The sequence below is a fragment of the Cupriavidus pinatubonensis genome (assembly GCF_019602855.1).
Lineage (GTDB): Bacteria > Pseudomonadota > Gammaproteobacteria > Burkholderiales > Burkholderiaceae > Cupriavidus > Cupriavidus pinatubonensis.
Window position 1 is genome coordinate 1,830,370 of the sequence record NZ_CP080766.1, and the last position, 17,899, is coordinate 1,848,268.

Sequence of the window (17,899 nt, forward strand, 5' to 3'; positions counted from 1 at the left end):
GATGATGGCTGACCGGGGGCTGGTGCGACTGCACAGTTGCGATGGGCGGGGCGAGCAACAAAAAAAGAGCCGGAATTCCTTCGAATTCCGGCCCACCCAATGTCCGGGATGCGTGAATGGCAGCACCGCATGCTGCTGCCCGCATGCCGGAGAACTTATGTGCCGGTGCCGGACGGGCACCGGCAGGTCACGCGTTACGGCTGGCGCTGGCCTCCGCCTCCCATGCCGCCTTGTCCCTGTTGATGGCTTTGTTGGCCTTGCTGGCCCTGTTGCGAGCTTCCGCCGCGATCCTGCTGCTGCTGTTGGCCCGAACCCTTGTCCTGGTTACCCATCTGTCCGCCGCTCGAGCGTTGGCCCTGTTCAGAACCTTGCTGGCCGCTGCGTTGGCCGCTTTGCGACTGCTCCTGCTGCCGCTGGCCTTGTTGCCCTTGCTGGCCCTGTTGGGATTGCCCCGGCTGCTGTTGCTGCTGTCCCATTGCTCTCTCCATGTCGCGCGGCGAACTGCCGCGTCAAGGCATGTCGCAAGGCATATGCCAGCTTTGTCTTTACCGCCGCAGGCGGGATTCCCGTCGGCGGCGGTGAATGATTCCAGCCGGTTTTACAAATCGTTGTCCCGATTTACATGGCCGCGTGCCGCTCGGTTGGCCTGCCCAGTGCGTACTGCGCACACGCGACGGACTGGGAACAGGTACGGGGATTGCAGTACACCAGCGCGGCCGCCGCGCGTCGTCGCGTGCAAGCAGCATAGGTGCCGTGGCACGCCGTTCCGATTACCCGCTTAGGAGAGAACCATGCAATCCAGCCAACCTACCGCTCCGATCCTGCGCAAGGCCTGTCTGGCGGCAGCATTGGCGGTTGTCGGGGGCAGCGCTTTGGCGCTGGATGCCGGCGGCTTCATGCGTACTGCTGTCGACACCACATCGCCGCCGTCCAATTCTGCGCCGGGCATGCCGGGCCGCGCCGCCATCGATCGCGACACGCGAACCGCCCCGGCAAACAGCGACACGAGCACCGACAAGGCCAAGCAGGCCGTCACGGACAGCACCATCACCACCAAGATCAAGACCAAGCTGCTGTCGACCAAGGACCTGAAGTCGACGGGCATCCACATCAAGACCAAGGATGGTACGGTCAATGTCAGCGGCGTCGTGCCGAGCCAGGAACAGCACGACCTGGCGCTGGAGACGATCCGCGGCGTGGACGGCGTGACCTCGGTCAACGACACGCTGAAGGTATCGTCGCGCTGACCGCCGCATGGACAATGGCCGGCCCCATGTGGGCCGGCCCTCGCATTGCCATGTCTTCCCGGTAGGGATCGCGGCGTCAGGCCTGCTTGCGCCGCGCTGTCGTCCGTGACGCAGAGGTGCTCTTGCCGCCGGACGAATGCGACGCGCGCTTCGCGGACGCGCGGCTGCCGGCCGCGCGTTTTGCGGGTGCATGCTTGCGGGCCGGCGCACGGCGTGCGGTCTTTCGAGGGGCGTCCTCTTCTTTGGGCTCGGAGGACTTGTCGCGACCCCCGCGCTTGCCCCGGGTGTCGAGGCTCTGCTTGAGCAGCGCCACCATGTCGATGACCTTGGCACTCTTGCGTGGCGCTTCCTCTTCTTCGGCCGCCGGCGTGAGCTCATGCGTCTGGCCCGATTCGATTTTCTGCTCGATGCGCGCCATCAGGTCGTGGCGATAGGTGTCGCGATATTGCTCCGGCGCCCATTCCTCGCTCATGTCCTCGACCAGCTTGACGGCCATTTCGATCTCGCGCGCGTGCGCACCCGTGGCCTTTCCGCTCGACGCCTTTGGCAGCTTGAGCTCCGAGATCGGCAGCACTTCGTCGGCAAAGCGCATGGTGTTGAGCACCAGCGCATTGTCGTCGACCAGCATGGCGGCCAGGTGCTGGCGATTGCGCAGCACCACGAGCGCCAGCGCGGCGCGTCCGGTGCGCCGCATGGTTTCGCGCAGCAGTGCATAGCCGCGCTCGCCGCGCTTGTCGGGTTCCAGGTAGTACGGCGTGTCGAAGTAGTAGGGCGGGATGTCGTCGGCCTGCACGAAACTGACGATATCCACCGTCTGCGTCGCCTCGACGTTGGCCTGCCGGAAATCTTCGTCGCTGAGCACCACGTATTCGTCTTTCTCGTACTGGTAGCCCTTGACGATGTGCTCCTTGGGAATGGGCTTGCCGGTGCTCTTGTTGATGCGCTGGTAGCCGACCGGTGCCATGTCCCGCGCGTCAAGCAGATCCAGGTCCAGTGTCTGGTTGCGCGACGCGGGCTTCAGCACCACCGGAATGTTGACCAGGCCGAACGTGATCGCGCCTTTCCAGATAATGCGGGACACGGCGGGTCTCCTCGAATCAGGCGGCCGCGCGTTGCGGCGGTGGCGGCGGCACGTCACCAGGGGGCGGATCGACGACGGGCTCTGGCTCGCCCGGCGGCGGTTCCGGGGGCGGGATCTCGGGCTTGCGAGCGGGTATGTCGGGGTCGGGAGTGGTATGCATATCGTGTTCCGTCAGGGTTGATGCGGTTGATCCTCGAAGGCTGCGCCGAGTGCCTTTTCGACGCCATTTCGGCGCCCTCTCGGCGGGATCAGCTGCCTTGCTCCTCGAACAGCCGGGTCAGCGCTTCCAGGCTGGCCGGCTTGACCAGATGGCGGTCAAATCCCGCTTCCAGCGCCCGCCGGCGGTCTTCGGGCTGCCCGTAGCCGGTGAGCGCAACGAGTGTCGCTCCGCGCATTTCGGGCAGCGCGCGCAGGCGCCGCGCGGTCTCAAAGCCATCCATGGCGGGCATGCCGAGATCGAGCAGCACTACCTCGGGCTTCACTTCCGGTGCGCGTGCAACGGCACTGGGGCCATCGGGCGCGGTCACCACGGTGTGTCCCAGCATCCTCAGCGTCATGCTCATGGCCTCAAGCGCATCGGTGTTGTCGTCCACCAGCATGATCACGCGCGGCGGGCCGGACGGCCGAGGCGCCATGGTCTCGGCCGGATGCCAGTTCTGCCACGGCTCGACCGGCAACTCCACGATGAAGGTGCTGCCTTCGCCGGGGCCCGGGCTTTCTGCCCGGATACTGCCGCCATGCAGCCGCACGAGCTGCTGGACAAGGGTCAGACCGATGCCGGGACCTTCCGGCATATAAGACTGCGCGCCACCCGTATCGGCGCCATCGTCCGCATATCCGGCTCCCGCAACGGGCGGGCTGCCCGGCTCCTCGGGTGCCAGCGGGTCGAACAGCAGCCGCTGCAGTGTCCCCGTAAGGCCCATGCCGTTGTCGTGCACCCTGACGTCGACGCGTCCGTCCGTCACCGTGACATCGAGCCGGATCTGTCCGCCGGCCGGCGTATAGGCCGCGGCGTTGTGTAGCAGATTGCTGAAGATCTGGGTGAGCCGGACCATATCGCCGCGCACGGGCAGCGGCTGTTCAGGCAAGGACAGCCGCAGCGTGTGCTGCTGGGCTTCCATGACGGGCCTTACGGTTTCCACCGCGGTGTTGAGCGCGCCGCGCAGTTCCACGAGGTCCTGTCGCAACGTGATCCTGCCCTGGTTGAAGCGCGAGATATCGAGCAGGTCGTCCACCAGTTGCGACAAGTGCCTGAGCTGGCGTCCGATCACGTCGCGCGCGCGGAATGCGTCGGCCGGCGCGGGTTGTGGCTGTTGCAGAAGGTCGACCGCGCTGCGCATGGGGGCCAGCGGGTTGCGCAATTCGTGCGCAAGCATGGCCAGGAACTGCTCCTTGCGGCGCTCCTCGCCGCGCAACGCGCGCCGGGCACGGTTCTGCGTGGTGACGTCCTGGCAAGTGCCGGCCACGCGCAGCGTCTCATTGCCAGTGCCGCGCATGGGGAAGGCGCGTGCAAGGACTTCACGGATGCCGCCGTCGGCGTGCATGAACTGGAATTCGATGTCGAGCTTGCCGTCCTGCAGCATGCTGGCAACGGCGCTTGCCACGCGCGCACGATCCGCCGGTACGACGCGATCCAGGCAGCACGACGGGTCTTCCATCATCTTTTCCGGCGTCTGGCCGCACAGCTCCGACAGGCGCGGACTGACGAACAACAGGCGGCGCTCGCGCGCGTCAAGCAGCCAGACCACATCGACGAGCGACTCCGCGAGCTGGCGGAACATGTCCTCGTTGTCGTGCAGGGCCTGGCTGGTGCGGTGATAGGCATCCTCGGCCCGGCGCAGCCGCAGCAGCGACTGGATACTGGCGATCAGTTCCTCGGGCTCTGACGGTTCGACCATGAAGTTGTCCGCGCCGCAATCCAGTGCTTCCACGCGCTGCGCTGAAGTGGCAAGCGCCGGCGAAGTCAGCAGGATGGGCGTACTGGAAAGGTGGGGGTCGGACTTGAGCAGCTTGCAGACCTCAAGCCCGCTGATGTCCGGGAGGCGCAGCGCCAACAGCACCAGCGCAGGCATATGCTGCCGCACCAGCGACAACGCTGCCTGTCCGGTCGAAGCTTCCAGCACCGAAAATCCGGCGCGTTGCAGGATGCTGCTCTTCACATAGCGCGGCCCTTCGCGGTCCTCCACGTTGAGGATCAGGCGGCCTTGGTGGGCAACGCGCGAGGTCATGGCCGGCAACCTTCGCGACGCGGGGCCGCAGCGCAGCGCGTTGTAGAAATTACCCGATAGATTTGCGTACAGTATGTACGCTTTACAAGCTTATGCGTGCTCACGGCGTCGTTCCCCTTGTATCGCTGCGTTGGCAGCAGGTATCCGGTCCGTTATCGGTGGGACCACGAGGGAAACATGCGCAAAAGGCGTGCCGGAGCACCATCCGGGCTATCGCCGCGCCGCTTCACCGCTATGCGCTTCGGCGCTTGGTGAGGTTCCGCCATGCGGTCCGGCCGATTGCGGAGCCTCGGCGGCTTTCTGCGAAATCTTTCCTGGCTCCGTGGCGCCTGGCGCACCGCCAGCGTCCTTCTTGCCGAACCGCGAGGCGATCTGGTCCTGCACCTTCGCCAGGGCGTCGGCCTGGCGCTTCGCCTCTTCGGCTTCCTTCGCCTTGCGCGCATCCGTGGCCTGTTGCTGCTCCGGGGTAGGCGCTGGCAGGCGTGCGCTCGCGGGCAGGGCTACGGCGATCAGCAACGCGGCGGCCAGCGCGCGCCGGGAAAAGTGCGGCCCGGCGGCGCCAGCCAGGCGCACATGGCGGAGATAGGGAATCAAGGATCGGGTCATGGCTTGCTCCTTCCGGCGCGAGCCAGCCTGGTGGCAGCGCGCGTGATGGTCTGGCGGGTGTCCGCATAGGTGTCCCAGGGGTCGTGGCGTGCCAGCTCGTCCAGGCGAGGCGCCACATTGGCGACGGTCCACTGGTCGGAGGCCTCGAGCCCGTCGAGCTCGTCCCACGCAAGCGGAACCGACACGCCCAGGCCGGGGCGCGCCCGCGCGGAGAATGCCGCGGCCGTCGTGGCGCCAACGCCATTGCGCAGGTAATCGATGAAAATCTTGCCAATGCGGTTGCCCGCGCCGCTCTTGGCCACAAAGCGCTGCGGAATCGTCACGGCCATGTGCAGCACCACACCGTGCGCAAACTCCTTGACCTCATCCCAGCCCGCGCGCGGTGTCAGCGGCACCACCACGTGCAGGCCCTTGCCGCCGCTGGTCTTCAGGAAACTGGCGAGCCCGAGTTCGTCGAGCCACGCCTTCATCAGCGCCGCGGCTTCGCGCATGTGCGGCCACGGCACGCCCTCCCCGGGGTCGAGATCGAAGATGATGCGGTTGGGCCGGTCCATGCTGCGCTTGTTGGCATTCCAGGTATGGAACTCCACCACATTAAGCTGCGCCGCGGCCACCAGTGCGTGCTCCGAGACGATCTCGAGCAGCGCCGGATGACCCGGCCACAGGTCCGGATCGAGCACGTTGACGCCGTCGATCTTTAGCGTGTCGCCATGCCGCTGGAAAAACTGCTGGCCGGCGACGCCGGCCGGCGCCCGCACCATGGCGATGGGGCGGCCGCGCAGATGCGGCAGCATCAGTGGCGCCGCGCTTTCGTAGTAGCGCACCAGGTCTCCCTTGGTCAGCCCGCTGGCGGTATCGATGACGCGCTCCGCGTGACTGATGGCGACCTTGCCGTTCGCCGCCGTGGGTTTGCCCTTGCGTGTGGTGGCTGGCGCGCTCCTGGCTGCGGTTGTGGCCGCCGTCTTGCGGCCGGCGGGTGCGGCGGGCTTTTCCACGGACACCGCGCTGGCGGGTTTATCGCTGCGCAAGCCATGGAACACGGCATGGCGCACGCGGCCTTCGCGCGTCCACGATCCGAACGACACCTCGGCCACGAGCCGCGGCCGAACCCACAGCCCCTTGATCGAGGAGGGCAGCTCATGGAAGGGCGCCTTGTCCGTGCGCTGCGCATCCAGCTGTTCGCGCAGGCTGGCCAGCGAGCGCGTATCGAACCCCGTTCCCACATTGCCCGCATAACGCAGGCGCCCGGCGCTGTCGTGCACGCCGAGCAGCAGGGAGCCGAGACCCTGGCGGCTGCCCTTGGGCTCGGTAAAGCCGCCGATCACGAACTCCTGGCGCTGCGTGCATTTGAGCTTGATCCACGTGTTGCTGCGCGTGCTGACATACGGCGCGTCGATGCGCTTGCCGATCACGCCTTCGAGCTTCATGCGACAGGCAGCGTCGAGCATTTCGTCGGGGGCGGCTTCGAATTCCTCGCTGAAGCGCAGGCGTGTGCCGGTGTTGTTCTCGAACAGGCGCCGCAGCAGCGCGCGCCGTTCGGACAGCGGCGCCTTGCGCAGGTCGTGGCCGGCATAGAACGGCAGGTCGAAGACGAAGTACTGGATCGATTCCACGTGCGACGTCTCGAAGGCATTCTGCAAGGCCTGGAAATCGGTCTCGCCGTGCTTGCCGAGCACGACGATTTCCCCATCGAGCCAGCCATCGGGCAATCCGAGCGCGCGCACTTCGCGCGCGAGCGTCTTGAGGCGCGATGTCCAGTCGTGGCCCTGGCGCGTAAACAAGCGCACGTCGTCGCCGTCGATACGGGCCAGCATGCGGTAGCCGTCGAACTTGATCTCGTAGCGCCATGCATCGGCATCGGGGGGCGCTCGCTCGACCAGCGTGGCCAGTTGCGGCGACAGCGCGAGCGGCAGTGCGGCGGCAGTGGCGCGACGTGGGAGCGGCAAGGGCTTGGTTCTGGCGCTGTCCTTGGTGCTGTCCTTGGCGCCGTTGCCGGGCTTCGTAGCGTTCGTAGCGGCCCTTCGCCCGGTGGTCTTGCGCGCGGCCGATGTGCCGGCCAGCACGCTGTCGGGCAGCGCTTCGGTCACGTCGAATTCGGATGCGGGCACCGCCGCATCGTCGCGCTCCTTGATCAGCAGCCAGGCATCCTGCTCCTTCTGCCGGCTGCCGTGCATGCGCACCAGCGTCCAGTGGCCATGCAGCTTTTCGCCGCGCAACTCGAACTTGAGCTTGCCGGCGCGATAGGCCGCATCGGCATCGCCGTCGGGCACCCAGATCCCACGATCCCACACGATCACCGTGCCAGCGCCGTAGTGGCCCGGCGGGATCACGCCCTCGAAGCCCGCATAGTCGAGCGGATGGTCTTCCACATGCACCGCCATGCGCTTGTCGGCGGGGTCCAGGCTCGGACCCTTTGGCACGGCCCAGCTTTTCAGCGTGCCGTCGAGTTCCAGCCGGAAGTCATAATGCAACCGCCGCGCAGCGTGCTTCTGGATGACGAAGGACAAGGTGCCGGCGCGCTTTGCCTTTGGCGTTGCCCTGGCGCGCTGGCGCGTGCCGCCGGGTTCGGGCGTGGCTGCGAAATCCCGCATCTGGCGATACTTGCCGAGCGCGTCGGCCGGGCGCTTGCGCGCGGGCTCCGCAGTTCGGGTGCTACGCGTGCCGCGGGTGTCGTCAGGGGTCTGGCGCGTGGTCTTGGCCATGGTGAACCAGCCTCACCTTGCAAGGAGGCGAACCTCGGTGGCTTCAGCTTAGGCACGGCCCTGGCGCGCCGAAATCGGCGCCAGTCCTACACCTGAGTCGGCCAATGCCGCGCGCGTGTGCTTCTTACCGGACGTTGTAATTCCTCGCCGGCGCGTGCGCGTGTGTCCGGGCGCGAAACGCCGGCGCCGGGCTCCTGTGGCGGCGGGAACGCTCCTTGCGGGATAAAGGCCCTGCATATCGGTCGAGCGTCGCCGGCAGTGGGTCCCGGATGCCGGCGATCGTCGTTCCCTTGCCGGGGCATCAGGAAGCAAGCAGATGAAAGTCTCTCTGAAGAAAATCGGGTCGCAGGTCATCGTGCTGACTGGGGCCACCAGCGGTGTCGGCCTGGTTACTGCGCGCAAGGCCGCGGCCATGGGCGCCCGGCTCGTGCTGGTAGCCCGCAGCGAGGATTCGCTGCACAAGCTGGCCGAGGAACTGCGGGAGAAGGGTGCCGAGGTCATTACCGTGACCGCCGACGTGGGCCGGCACGAAGATGTGGCGCGCGTGGCGCATGCCGCCATCGAGCGCTTTGCCGGGTTCGATACGTGGGTCAACAATGCTGGCGTGACGATCTTCGGCCGCCATGCCGATGTGCCGCTCGAAGACCAGCGGCGCCTGTTCGACACCAACTACTGGGGCACCGTGCACGGCTCGCTGGCCGCCGCGGCGCACCTGCGCGAGCGTGGCGGCGCGATCATCAACATCGGCAGCGAGGCCTCCGACGGGCCGCTACCGCTGCAAAGCGCATACGCGGCATCGCAGCATGCGATCAAGGGCTTCACCGATTCCCTGCGGCTGGAACTGGAGCAGGAAATGGCGCCGATCAGCGTCACGCTGATCAAGCCCGCCGGGCTGGAAACGCCGCTGGCCATGCATGCCAAGAACTTCCTGGACGTGGAGCCGCGCCTGCCGCCGCCACTCTATGATCCGGCACTGGCCGCGGAGGCGATCCTCTTTGCCGCCGAGCATCCGCGCCGCGACCTGTTTGTCGGCGGGGCGGCCAAGGCGTTCTCCGCGGCTGCCTATCACGCGCCGCGCACATTCGACCAGGTCATGCGCCGCTTCATGGGCCGCGCGCAGCAGACCCGGCATCCCGCCGGCCCGCTGGAGGACAACACGCTGTACGGCGGCGGCAACGACCTGCAGGAACGCACGGGCAACCGTGTCGCCTTGCAGTCATGCCCTTACACGACGAGTGCGCGCCATCCCGTGCTGACCACGGCGCTCGTTGTCGGCGCGTCGGCCGCACTGGCCGCGGTGATGCAGGTCCGCCGCGGACGGCATGACTAGTCGTGGCACGCGTTGCCACCGGTGCCGGCCTTCAGCCGGCCCGGTACGCTTCAAGGCGGTTGTACAACGTCTTCAGGCTGATGCCGAGTGCGCGCGCGGCCTGCCGCTTGTCGCCGTTGTAGTGGGCGAGCGTGGCCATGATGATCTCGCGCTGCGTGTCGGCAAGCGTGGTGCCGACACGCACGTTGACGACACCGTCTACCGTGTTCGGCCGCTGCGGCTGCGAGCCGAGGTTGGGATTGCCGATCTCGATCACCTTGTCGGCGAGGATGAACGCGCGGTAGACCGCATTCTTGAGTTCGCGCACATTGCCGGGCCAGTCGTAGCGCGTGAGCCGCTCAAGCGTGCCGGCGGAAAACACCTTGTCGGTCCGCTCCATCGCGTTGTACTCGGCCAGGAAGTGCCGGGCGAGCGGAATGATGTCTTCCACGCGCTCCCGCAACGGCGGGATATGCAGCGGAAATACCGCCAGGCGGTAGAGCAGGTCTTCGCGCAATTGGCCGCCGCGCACGGCGTCGAGCGGGTCGCGGTTGGTGGCGGCGAGAATGCGGACATCGGTCGCGATCATCGTATCGCCGCCGACGCGGTGGAAGGTACAGCTTTCCAGAACGCGCAACAGTTTGACCTGCATCGCAAGCGGCATTTCCGTTACCTCGTCGAGGAACAGCGTGCCGCCCTGCGCCTGTTCGAAGTAGCCAGCCTTCTGGTCGATCGCGCCGGTGAAGCCGCCCTTTTCGTGGCCGAACAGTTCGGACTCGATCAGCGTAGGTTGAATTGCGCCGCAGTTGACCGCCACGAACGGTCCTTCGCACCGGCTGCTGCGCGCGTGTACGGCCCGCGCCACGACTTCCTTGCCGGTGCCGCTTTCCCCGACGGCGATCATGGTGACATCGGTAGCGGCGACACGTTCGACCTGCGCGAGCAGGCGGCGCATGGCGGGCGAGGTGCTTTCCCACAACAGGGAGACCTGCGAGGGAATGGCGCGGCCCCGCAAGCCCTCCGCTTGCGGGGCCGCGCCGCGTCGGGACGGACTGGCGGTAGTCGACACGTTGGCATGGATAACGGGGCGCGGGACGTTCCTATGCTAGCCCGTGGGGCAAGGCGGTGCCAGACGTCAGGCGCAGCGCGCGGAAACATCCGACAGCCGTGTCAGAGAGACACTGGCAACAATCAGGCCTGTAGATAGGTAGACTTCCCATACGCATTTTGCGTTGCTCCGCCCGTCTGCGATGGCAACACGTTACGTCAGACCGGAGGACGGCAGGGCACGACGTGTTGCATTGCAGCAGGCGGGGAAGATTGTTTATTCCCCCGGCAACGCTATTGCGCGCTATTCGCTATTCGCTATTTGCTATCCCCAGGTCAACTTCCCGGCCTCCGGGCCGCGCAACCATGTCTCACATCCTGATTGTCGACGACGACGAGAATGCCTGCGCCGCGCTGGCCGAGATCGTGGCACTGGAAGGGTTCACCGCCTCGACCGCGGGCAGCCTGCGTGAAGCCCGCCTGCAGATCGGCTGGCGCATGCCGGACGTGATCCTGGCTGACCTGCGCCTGCCGGACGGCAACGGCCTGGAGCTGTTTGCCGAAGTGGCATCTTCGGGCGTGGAAATTATCCTCACCACCGGTTACGCGAGCGTAGACAGTGCCGTGGAAGCCCTGCGCTCGGGCGCCACCGATTACCTCGTCAAGCCCATCAACGTGGCGCGTCTGCAGACCGTGCTGAAGCGGCTCGCCAATACCGGAGCGCTGCGCGCGGAAATCCATTCGCTGCGCGGCGAATTGCGCCGCTATGGCCGGTTTGGCCGGTTGCTGGGCAGTTCCGACGTCATGCAGGCGGTCTACGACCAGCTCGCGCGGGTGGCGCCGACAGAGGCCACTGTGCTGCTGATCGGCGAGAGCGGCACCGGCAAGGAACTGGCGATGCAGACGGTGCATGAGTTGTCCGCGCGGCGGCGGCAGCCGTTCCTGGCGGTCAACTGCGGCGCCATCTCGCCGACGCTGATCGAAACCGAGATGTTCGGCCACGAGCGGGGCAGCTTCACGGGCGCCGACCGCCAGCACAAGGGCTATTTCGAGCGCGCCGACGGCGGCACGCTGTTCCTTGACGAAATCACCGAGATGCCTGCCGAGCTGCAGGTCAAGCTGCTGCGCGTGCTCGAAACCGGCAGCTTCATGCGGGTCGGTACCAACCGCGAGCAGCACGCCGATGTGCGGGTGCTCGCGGCGACCAACCGCAATCCTGAAGAGGCCGTCGCCGAGGGCAAGCTGCGCGCGGACCTGTTCCACCGCCTCAATGTGTTTCCGGTAGAACTGCCGCCGCTGCGCGCACGTGGCGACGACGTGATCCAGATTGCCAATACGATGCTGGAGCAGCTCAATGCCGAGCAGGGCACTGCGCGGCGCTTCGCACCCAACGTGCTCGACAGCCTGCGCCAGCACATGTGGCCAGGCAATGTGCGCGAGTTGCGCAATTTTGTGCAGCGCGCCTACATCATGGCCGATGACGACCTGATCACCGAAGTACAGGTGCCGCTGCAGGCTGCGGCGGCGCAGGCGCCGGCCGCCGCGATGGTATCGGTGCCGGTGGGCATGTCGCTGGCCGATGCCGACCGGCAGCTCATCTTCGCGACACTGGAACAATGTGCCGGGGTGAAAAAGCACGCTGCGGAAATTCTTGGCATCAGCCTCAAGACCCTGTACAACCGGCTGGAAGATTATGCAGCGCGAGGCGAGCTGCCCGAGTGGCTGCGTGCCGCGCGCACCAGCCAGGGCGGCATCCAAGCCAGCGGCTGACACCCACGGGCTCGCCACGGCGGTATCGGCTGGCCCCGCTTGAGCTGGGTTGCATGCTTTTTGCATGGCAACTGCGTGAAAAACCGGGGCAACAAGATCATGACGCAGCATTCGCCATCCAGCGAGCCGGAGCATCCGAACCATGAACGCACGCCATCGCGCGAGCATGACGTGCGGACCGTGACGGAAGTTGGGGCGCTGATCGACCAGACCGCACACGACCTCCGTTCTTCGCTCAATGCCATCCAGAGCTGGGCCTACGTGCTCGAGCGCGCGATCGACCAGACCGCCGCGCCGGCACGGCGAGCGCTCGATGGCGTGCGCGCAGGCATCCAGCAGCAACTGGCGCTGGTGGAGGAAATGGAAGAGGCTGTGCGCTTGCTGGCCGACGACAGCCCGCCGCAATGGCGCCGCACCGACCTGCTTGCCGCAACCACGCAGGCCGTCGCCGACCGCCGGCAGGCTGCGGCTGCGCGGGGTGTCGAACTGAAAGACGTGCAGACCAGCGGCGAGGCGTCCGACTGGTTCATCGACGCGGACCCGGTTCGCCTGGCACCGCTGCTGCGCCATCTGGTCGTGCATTGCATCTGGCGTTCGCAGGCGGGCGGCTCGGTGGCCGTGCATCTGTATGCGGAACCGGAGTACATCCGCTTGCGCATCACGGAAAGTCCGCCGGTGGATCAGACCCGCGGCGCAAGCCGCTTGTCCGTGCTCTCCGATTTCTTCGGACGGCGTCCGGCGCCGCCGGCGCAGTCCACGCGGCAGTCCAGCGCGCTGCTGCTCACGCGCCGCATGGTGGAGCTGCACGGTGCGGTGCTCAGCACTGAGAGCGAAACCTCCGACACCGACAAGGTCACGGTCTGCATCGGCGTGAAGTTTCCACGCAAGGCGGCGCCTGCCGCCACGCTGTAGCTTTTACACTGCGCCGGCACAAAGTGCCGGCAATGCGCCCCCACTGCGGTCCGCTGAAACGCCGGCGGCGTGGAGAAGCCTGCACAACGGCGGGCACTCGCGTGCTGGCCCGCTGATTGCATGGGAAGGGGTATTCATTACGGAGGCCCAGCCATGCAAAAAGCCCATGCTCCCGCCAAGCCCAGCACCGCCCGCAAGCCTGCCGCCACCTCCGCGAAAACGGGAAAGTCTGCAAAGGCCTCGGCACCGCGCGCCGGTGCGTCGGCAAAGCGCCCGTCGTCCAAGCCCGACACACGCTCCAGCGCGTCGTCTGATGAAAAGAAGCGCAAGACGTACCAGGGCGCGGTCGACGATTCTCTCGAAATGACGTTTCCCGCGAGCGATCCGATTTCGCCCAGTGCTGCCATGCACGCCGAGAAGAAGACGCAGACCGGCCGCGACGACGTCGACTGGAAACTCAAGCGCGGCAGCGAACACCAGCCCGCGGGCGCCAAGCCTGCCGGACATCGCAAAGGCGCGACCGGGCGCGGTTGAACGCCGCGCAGCGCTAGCCATGCCGAGACAGCCCCAATGCCCCGCACGACAAAGGAGCCTCCATGTCTGATGCCATCATCGCCGGTCGTTTCGACAGCTTTGCCAAGGCGGAAACCACGGCGAGCCGCCTGCGCGCGCAAGGCGTCGCCGAAGAAGACCTGAGCGTCTTCTACGTCAATCCGCCCGGCCAGCACGCGACCTATCCGATCGGCGGCGACACCGCTGTCGATCCCGGTGCGCGCCGCTCGGGGTTGGGTGCGCTGACCGGCGTGCTGCTGGGCGCGACGATGGGTGCGGCCGTCGGTGCCGCACTGGTGACGATCCTGGCGCTGTCGCCGCCCGTTTCGCTGTTCGTGCTGGTCTTTACGACAGGACTCGGGGCCTATGCCGGTTCGCTCGTCGGTGCGCTGTCCCTGACCCGCTCCGGACGGGCCGAAGCCCGTGGCGGTGGTTCGCCCGTGCGCAACGCCGGCGTATTGCTGGCCGCGCATGTCGAAACCGGCAACGCGGGCCTGGTGTGCGATGTCCTGCGCAAGGGTGGCGCACGGGACATCGAGCGTGCACAGGGCCACTGGCGTGAAGGCCGTTGGTCCGATTTCGACCCGCTGGCACCGCCCGTGCCGGCCGGGCGTGAAGGCGAGCCGTACCGCGCGTGACGGATCTGTTCGCATTTGCAACCATCAGGAGATGTCCATGAGACCCGAGCAACCCCCGCCCCGTGATCTGGATCCGGATCTTGATCCGCGCCGTGAACCGCCCCCGCCGCGTGGCGCCGCGATTGTCGGCACGATCGACCACAATTCACCGGGCCCGGGCCCGTTCGTGATGGCGGCCGATACGCTGGAAGGCAACAAGGTGGTCGATCCGTCCGGCGACGACATCGGCACCATCGACCACATCATGATCGACGTGCCCGGCGGACGCGTTGCGTATGCGGTGCTGGCCGTCGGCGGCTTCCTCGGTATCGGCGAAAAGCTGTTCGCGCTGCCGTGGTCCGCACTGACGCTCGATACGCGCCGCAAGTGCTTCGTGCTCGGCGTGGAGAAGGACCGCCTGAAGGCCGCACCGGGATTCGACAAGGATCACTGGCCTGGCATGGCGGATTCGCAGTGGGCCACCAGCATTCACGAGTACTACGGCATTTCGCCGTACTGGGAGTCGGATCGCTACGATCCGTGGCGTTGATCGGACCCTGCGCCGCATTGGCGGCCGCGTGGATCCCGCCACGGCGATGACAACGGATTCAGGGTGGGAGAGAGGGGTGAGGGCCGGCGGCGCTGTCCGTCGGCCCTTGCTTTGTGCGGGGCCTGAACGCAGGTGTTGCCTACACCTTGTGGTGAATGGGGCCCGAGGCGTGATCCGCCGGGTCTGCATTCATGCCACTGACGGCCGGCTGTGCGGGAGCGGGAACAGGAGGATCGTCGCGCCGCGTGCGCAGGGCGTTGTGAACACCGAGTACGCCGGGGCTGATCGCCGCGGCTTTCTCGATATCTTGCGCGACGGACGGGGTATCGACGCAGCCAGTCAGCGTGACGCGGCCATCGGCCACTTCGACGACGAGCCCTTCGGGCAGGCTGCCGCCGAAGGCCTCGGCAATGCGCGCACGTACCTGCGCTTCCAGTTCGGGGGATTGCGGCATGGTGTTCTCCGGTTGGGGCAAGAGGAATCCCAGGCCGCGCAAGATGTGTTCCAGCGCCGACGCCGCTCGCATGCCGAAGTGCGGCGCGCGTTGTAGGACAGCGCCCGCTGAACATCGGCGGCGTGATCCATACAATAAAAAGCAGCGCATGCCGGCACAAGCCGATGGAGCGAGAAGCGAGAAGCGAGGAGAGCGGCAATGAGCAGAAACGGTCCCGACCTCAAGGATACGCAAGGCGCGGCAGCCTCACAGGCCGGGCGGCACAGATCCCGTCTGATTCATGGGTTCGACAGATTCGCGGGCGCAGCCACGCGCCACGCCGGGTCCCCCACTGCGTTTGTGATGGCAGTGTTCGTGGTTGTGGCATGGGCTGTCACGGGCCCGATGTTCGGCTACTCGGAGACGTGGCAACTCGTCATCAATACAGGAACCACCATCGTGACTTTCCTCATGGTGTTCCTGATCCAGCAGAGCCAGAACAAGGATGCCGTCGCCGTGCACCTGAAGCTCAACGAGTTGCTGGCCTCGCATCGCGAAGCGAGCAATATGCTCGTCGCCATCGAGGATCTCGATGAAGAAGAGTTGCGCCAGCTCGCCGCGTTCTACCGCCATCTGGCCGAGCTTGCCGAACAGGAGGGCGGCCTCAAGTGCAGCCACTCGCTCGATGAGGCGAACATGAATACCGCGAAGAAGCGCGAGGCCCGCGTCAGCCGCCACGCCGTCGCACCGGATGCCGGACCTTCGTCCGCGAAGCCAGGCAAGGCGCCGGAAGCCGACATGGCCAGCCACGAGGCCTGACATGCCAGCGACCAATAACAAGGCGAGGCAGGTGATGGTGTATGGCTGCGCACGCTACGGGCAGCCGGACAGCCACCAGGCCATGACGCTCGAACAGATCGGCCGGAACGTGGCGAAGATCGGCGGCTACGGCTTCAGCGGTGCCTACGAGCACAGCGCCACTGCGCGGACGCCGGCTGGCGGAACCGCGGCGCCATATCTCGTGCCGCTGGACACGGTGGTGGGTGACGCGCAGGCGCAAGCGCTGCATCTTCGCAGCGCCGACGACCTGTTTGGCGGGGTGGTGCCGTTTGCGTTCGTGGCGACCAAGGTGATCTCGCACGGGCTGGTCGCGCCCGATGCGGTTGCGCCCGCGGGCTGGAATCCGGACTTCGCGCAGCGGGCAGGTGCGGCGGTGCTGCCTGGCTTCACGGCGTTCTCGCTCGAAGACGCCCGCAGCGCCGGCCTGCGCCTGATGGCCGGCGGCGTAGTCCGGCTCAAGGATCCGTGCGGCATCGGCGGGCTCGGCCAGCAGACCGTCGACAGCGAAGCCGCGCTCGACGCTGCGTTGGCGGCGATGTCGGCGACCGACATCGAATCCCATGGCCTCGTACTCGAGCGCGATCTCGATTCGCCGGACACGTACAGTGTCGGACAGATACTGGTAGCGGGAGTGCTGGCCAGTTATTGCGGCACGCAGGATCTCACCGTCAACAACACCGGTGAAGAGGTATATGGCGGATCAACGCTGGCGGTTGTGCGCGGCGGCTTCGATGCGCTGCTGGCCCAGCCGTTCGGGCCGCGTGCGTTGTCGGCGATCCGTGCGGCCATGGCCTATCACGACGCCGCGCTCGCCTGCTACCCCGGCATGGTGCTGTCACGCTGCAACTACGACGTGGCATTCGGCGTGCCGGTCGGCGCCACTGGCGAAGGCGCAGCCAGGGCGCTCACCGGCGTCCTGGAGCAATCGTGGCGCGTGGGCGGCGCCACGGGCGCGGAACTGGCCGCGCTGAGAGCGCTGAAGGCTGACCCCGCGCGTGAGCGCGTCGTGGCCGCCACGCGTGAAGTGTATGGTCCGGACGCGCACTTGCCGGCCGGTGCCGAACTGTATTTTCAGGGCGAGGACCGCCACGTGGGCCTGCTTACCAAGTACGCATATCTGGAGTCGGACAACGATGGCCACCCATGAAGATCTGATCGAAATCCAGAGCGAAGGCGGCAGCATTGCCGGCACGCTGATTGCGCCAGCCACCAGGCTGCCCGGCGTGCTGTTCGTGCATGGATGGGGCGGCAGCCAGGAGCAGTATCTGGCGCGCGCGCGCAAGGTGGCAGGGCTCGGTTGCGTGTGCCTGACTTTCGACCTGACCGGCCACGCTGGTACCCGCGCGCAGTATGAAACTGTCAGCCGGATGCGCAACCTGGCGGATGTGGTCGCCGCCTATGACGTACTGGCGCGCCACGCGGAGGTGGACCGCAATGCCATTGCGGTGGTGGGCAGCAGCTACGGGGGCTATCTGGCCGCCGTCCTGACCAGCATGCGCCATGTGCGCTGGCTGGGGCTGCGCGCGCCGGCGCTGTACATGGACGAGGGCTGGGAGCATCCGAAGCGGCAGCTTCATCGCGAACAGGACCTCGTCAACTACCGGCGCTCCATCGTACCGCCCGAGACCAACCGGGCATTGCGTGCCTGCACCGCCTTCGAGGGCGATGTGCTTGTGATTGAATCGGAGAACGACCAGATCGTCCCGCATGCGGCGGTCACCAGCTACGTGGATGCCTGTGTACGTGCGAATTCCATGACCTATCGCGTGATCAAAGGGGCGGACCACGGTATCACCGATGAAGAGCACCAGCGCGCTTACTCCAGCCTGTTGCTCAACTGGTTGCGGGAGATGGTCACCGGGGCGCGCGCAGGTCCCGTCTCTGCGCAGCGTCCGACGGCGGCTAATTCGCCGTCTGCGGATGAGGCACGGCGCGCTTCGGAAGGCTCCGGAGCGCGGCCGTAGGGCCCGCTCATGCAAAGCGCCCGGCGGCGCCAGTGCGGCAC

At 66.7% G+C, this 17,899-nt stretch carries 18 protein-coding genes; 10 read left to right on the forward strand and 8 right to left on the reverse strand.

Features of this window, described 5'->3' with window-relative positions:
* Positions 1-194: 194 nt before the first annotated feature.
* Positions 195-476, reverse strand: a complete 282-nt coding sequence (locus K2O51_RS08310; protein ID WP_041680293.1) for a hypothetical protein — start codon at positions 474-476, stop codon at positions 195-197.
* Between the two features lie 315 nt (positions 477-791).
* Between K2O51_RS08310 and K2O51_RS08315 the strand changes: the two genes are divergently transcribed.
* Complete coding sequence (locus K2O51_RS08315; protein WP_220630058.1) at positions 792-1,247, forward strand: BON domain-containing protein; 456 nt, start codon at positions 792-794, stop codon at positions 1,245-1,247.
* Positions 1,248-1,323: 76 nt separating this feature from the next.
* Here the strand turns inward: K2O51_RS08315 and ku are convergent, their stop codons facing one another.
* From ku to ligD, 5 genes are all read right to left on the reverse strand, one after another.
* The gene (gene ku / locus K2O51_RS08320) at positions 1,324-2,328 is read right to left on the reverse strand and encodes a non-homologous end joining protein Ku (protein ID WP_140949413.1); all 1,005 of its coding nucleotides are present in this window, start codon (positions 2,326-2,328) and stop codon (positions 1,324-1,326) included.
* Positions 2,329-2,344: 16 nt separating this feature from the next.
* Positions 2,345-2,488 carry a hypothetical protein gene (locus K2O51_RS08325; RefSeq protein WP_166487102.1) on the reverse strand — a complete coding sequence of 48 codons (144 nt, stop codon included), beginning with the start codon at positions 2,486-2,488 and terminating at the stop codon, positions 2,345-2,347.
* A gap of 88 nt (positions 2,489-2,576) precedes the next feature.
* Positions 2,577-4,556, reverse strand: a complete 1,980-nt coding sequence (locus tag K2O51_RS08330; protein ID WP_011301195.1) for a hybrid sensor histidine kinase/response regulator — start codon at positions 4,554-4,556, stop codon at positions 2,577-2,579.
* A gap of 210 nt (positions 4,557-4,766) precedes the next feature.
* Positions 4,767-5,162 (reverse strand): hypothetical protein, encoded by a 396-nt coding sequence (locus tag K2O51_RS08335; RefSeq protein WP_011301194.1) that lies wholly within the window; start codon positions 5,160-5,162, stop codon positions 4,767-4,769.
* Positions 5,159-7,864, reverse strand: coding sequence for a DNA ligase D (gene ligD, locus K2O51_RS08340; protein ID WP_220630059.1), 2,706 nt, complete (start codon positions 7,862-7,864; stop codon positions 5,159-5,161). Before ligD ends, K2O51_RS08335 begins: the two co-directional genes overlap by 4 nt.
* A gap of 316 nt (positions 7,865-8,180) precedes the next feature.
* On the opposite strand from ligD, the gene K2O51_RS08345 reads away from it, so the two are divergent.
* On the forward strand, positions 8,181-9,194 hold the full coding sequence (locus K2O51_RS08345) for an SDR family oxidoreductase (protein WP_011301192.1): 1,014 nt from the start codon (positions 8,181-8,183) through the stop codon (positions 9,192-9,194).
* Positions 9,195-9,225: 31 nt separating this feature from the next.
* On the opposite strand, the gene K2O51_RS08350 is transcribed toward K2O51_RS08345, so the two are convergent.
* Positions 9,226-10,242 (reverse strand): sigma-54 interaction domain-containing protein, encoded by a 1,017-nt coding sequence (locus tag K2O51_RS08350; RefSeq protein WP_011301191.1) that lies wholly within the window; start codon positions 10,240-10,242, stop codon positions 9,226-9,228.
* A 344-nt stretch (positions 10,243-10,586) separates the two neighbouring features.
* Between K2O51_RS08350 and K2O51_RS08355 the strand changes: the two genes are divergently transcribed.
* The 5 genes from K2O51_RS08355 (at position 10,587) to K2O51_RS08375 (ending at position 14,621) form a co-directional block, all read left to right on the forward strand.
* Positions 10,587-11,990: a sigma-54-dependent transcriptional regulator gene (locus K2O51_RS08355; protein WP_220630060.1), complete on the forward strand. Its 1,404-nt coding sequence runs from the start codon at positions 10,587-10,589 to the stop codon at positions 11,988-11,990.
* A 99-nt stretch (positions 11,991-12,089) separates the two neighbouring features.
* Positions 12,090-12,902, forward strand: coding sequence for a sensor histidine kinase (locus K2O51_RS08360; protein ID WP_011301189.1), 813 nt, complete (start codon positions 12,090-12,092; stop codon positions 12,900-12,902).
* 153 nt (positions 12,903-13,055) lie between these two features.
* Entirely contained in the window at positions 13,056-13,436 is a 381-nt protein-coding gene (locus tag K2O51_RS08365; protein ID WP_011301188.1) for a hypothetical protein, read from the forward strand.
* Positions 13,437-13,498: 62 nt separating this feature from the next.
* Positions 13,499-14,092: a hypothetical protein gene (locus K2O51_RS08370; RefSeq protein ID WP_140949416.1), complete on the forward strand. Its 594-nt coding sequence runs from the start codon at positions 13,499-13,501 to the stop codon at positions 14,090-14,092.
* Between the two features lie 37 nt (positions 14,093-14,129).
* Positions 14,130-14,621, forward strand: a complete 492-nt coding sequence (locus tag K2O51_RS08375; protein WP_011301186.1) for a PRC-barrel domain-containing protein — start codon at positions 14,130-14,132, stop codon at positions 14,619-14,621.
* Positions 14,622-14,760: 139 nt separating this feature from the next.
* Here K2O51_RS08375 and K2O51_RS08380 read toward each other — a convergent pair whose 3' ends face one another.
* On the reverse strand, positions 14,761-15,075 hold the full coding sequence (locus K2O51_RS08380; protein ID WP_011301185.1) for a BON domain-containing protein: 315 nt from the start codon (positions 15,073-15,075) through the stop codon (positions 14,761-14,763).
* 198 nt (positions 15,076-15,273) lie between these two features.
* Between K2O51_RS08380 and K2O51_RS08385 the strand changes: the two genes are divergently transcribed.
* From K2O51_RS08385 to K2O51_RS08395, 3 genes are read left to right on the forward strand one after another with little or no spacing between them, the layout of a single operon-like run.
* Complete coding sequence (locus K2O51_RS08385; protein ID WP_011301184.1) at positions 15,274-15,873, forward strand: low affinity iron permease family protein; 600 nt, start codon at positions 15,274-15,276, stop codon at positions 15,871-15,873.
* Between the two features lies 1 nt (position 15,874).
* Positions 15,875-17,041 (forward strand): DUF3182 family protein, encoded by a 1,167-nt coding sequence (locus K2O51_RS08390; RefSeq protein WP_220630061.1) that lies wholly within the window; start codon positions 15,875-15,877, stop codon positions 17,039-17,041.
* Positions 17,028-17,858, forward strand: coding sequence for an alpha/beta hydrolase family protein (locus tag K2O51_RS08395; RefSeq protein ID WP_140949418.1), 831 nt, complete (start codon positions 17,028-17,030; stop codon positions 17,856-17,858). Before K2O51_RS08390 ends, K2O51_RS08395 begins: the two co-directional genes overlap by 14 nt.
* Positions 17,859-17,899: the final 41 nt, after the last annotated feature.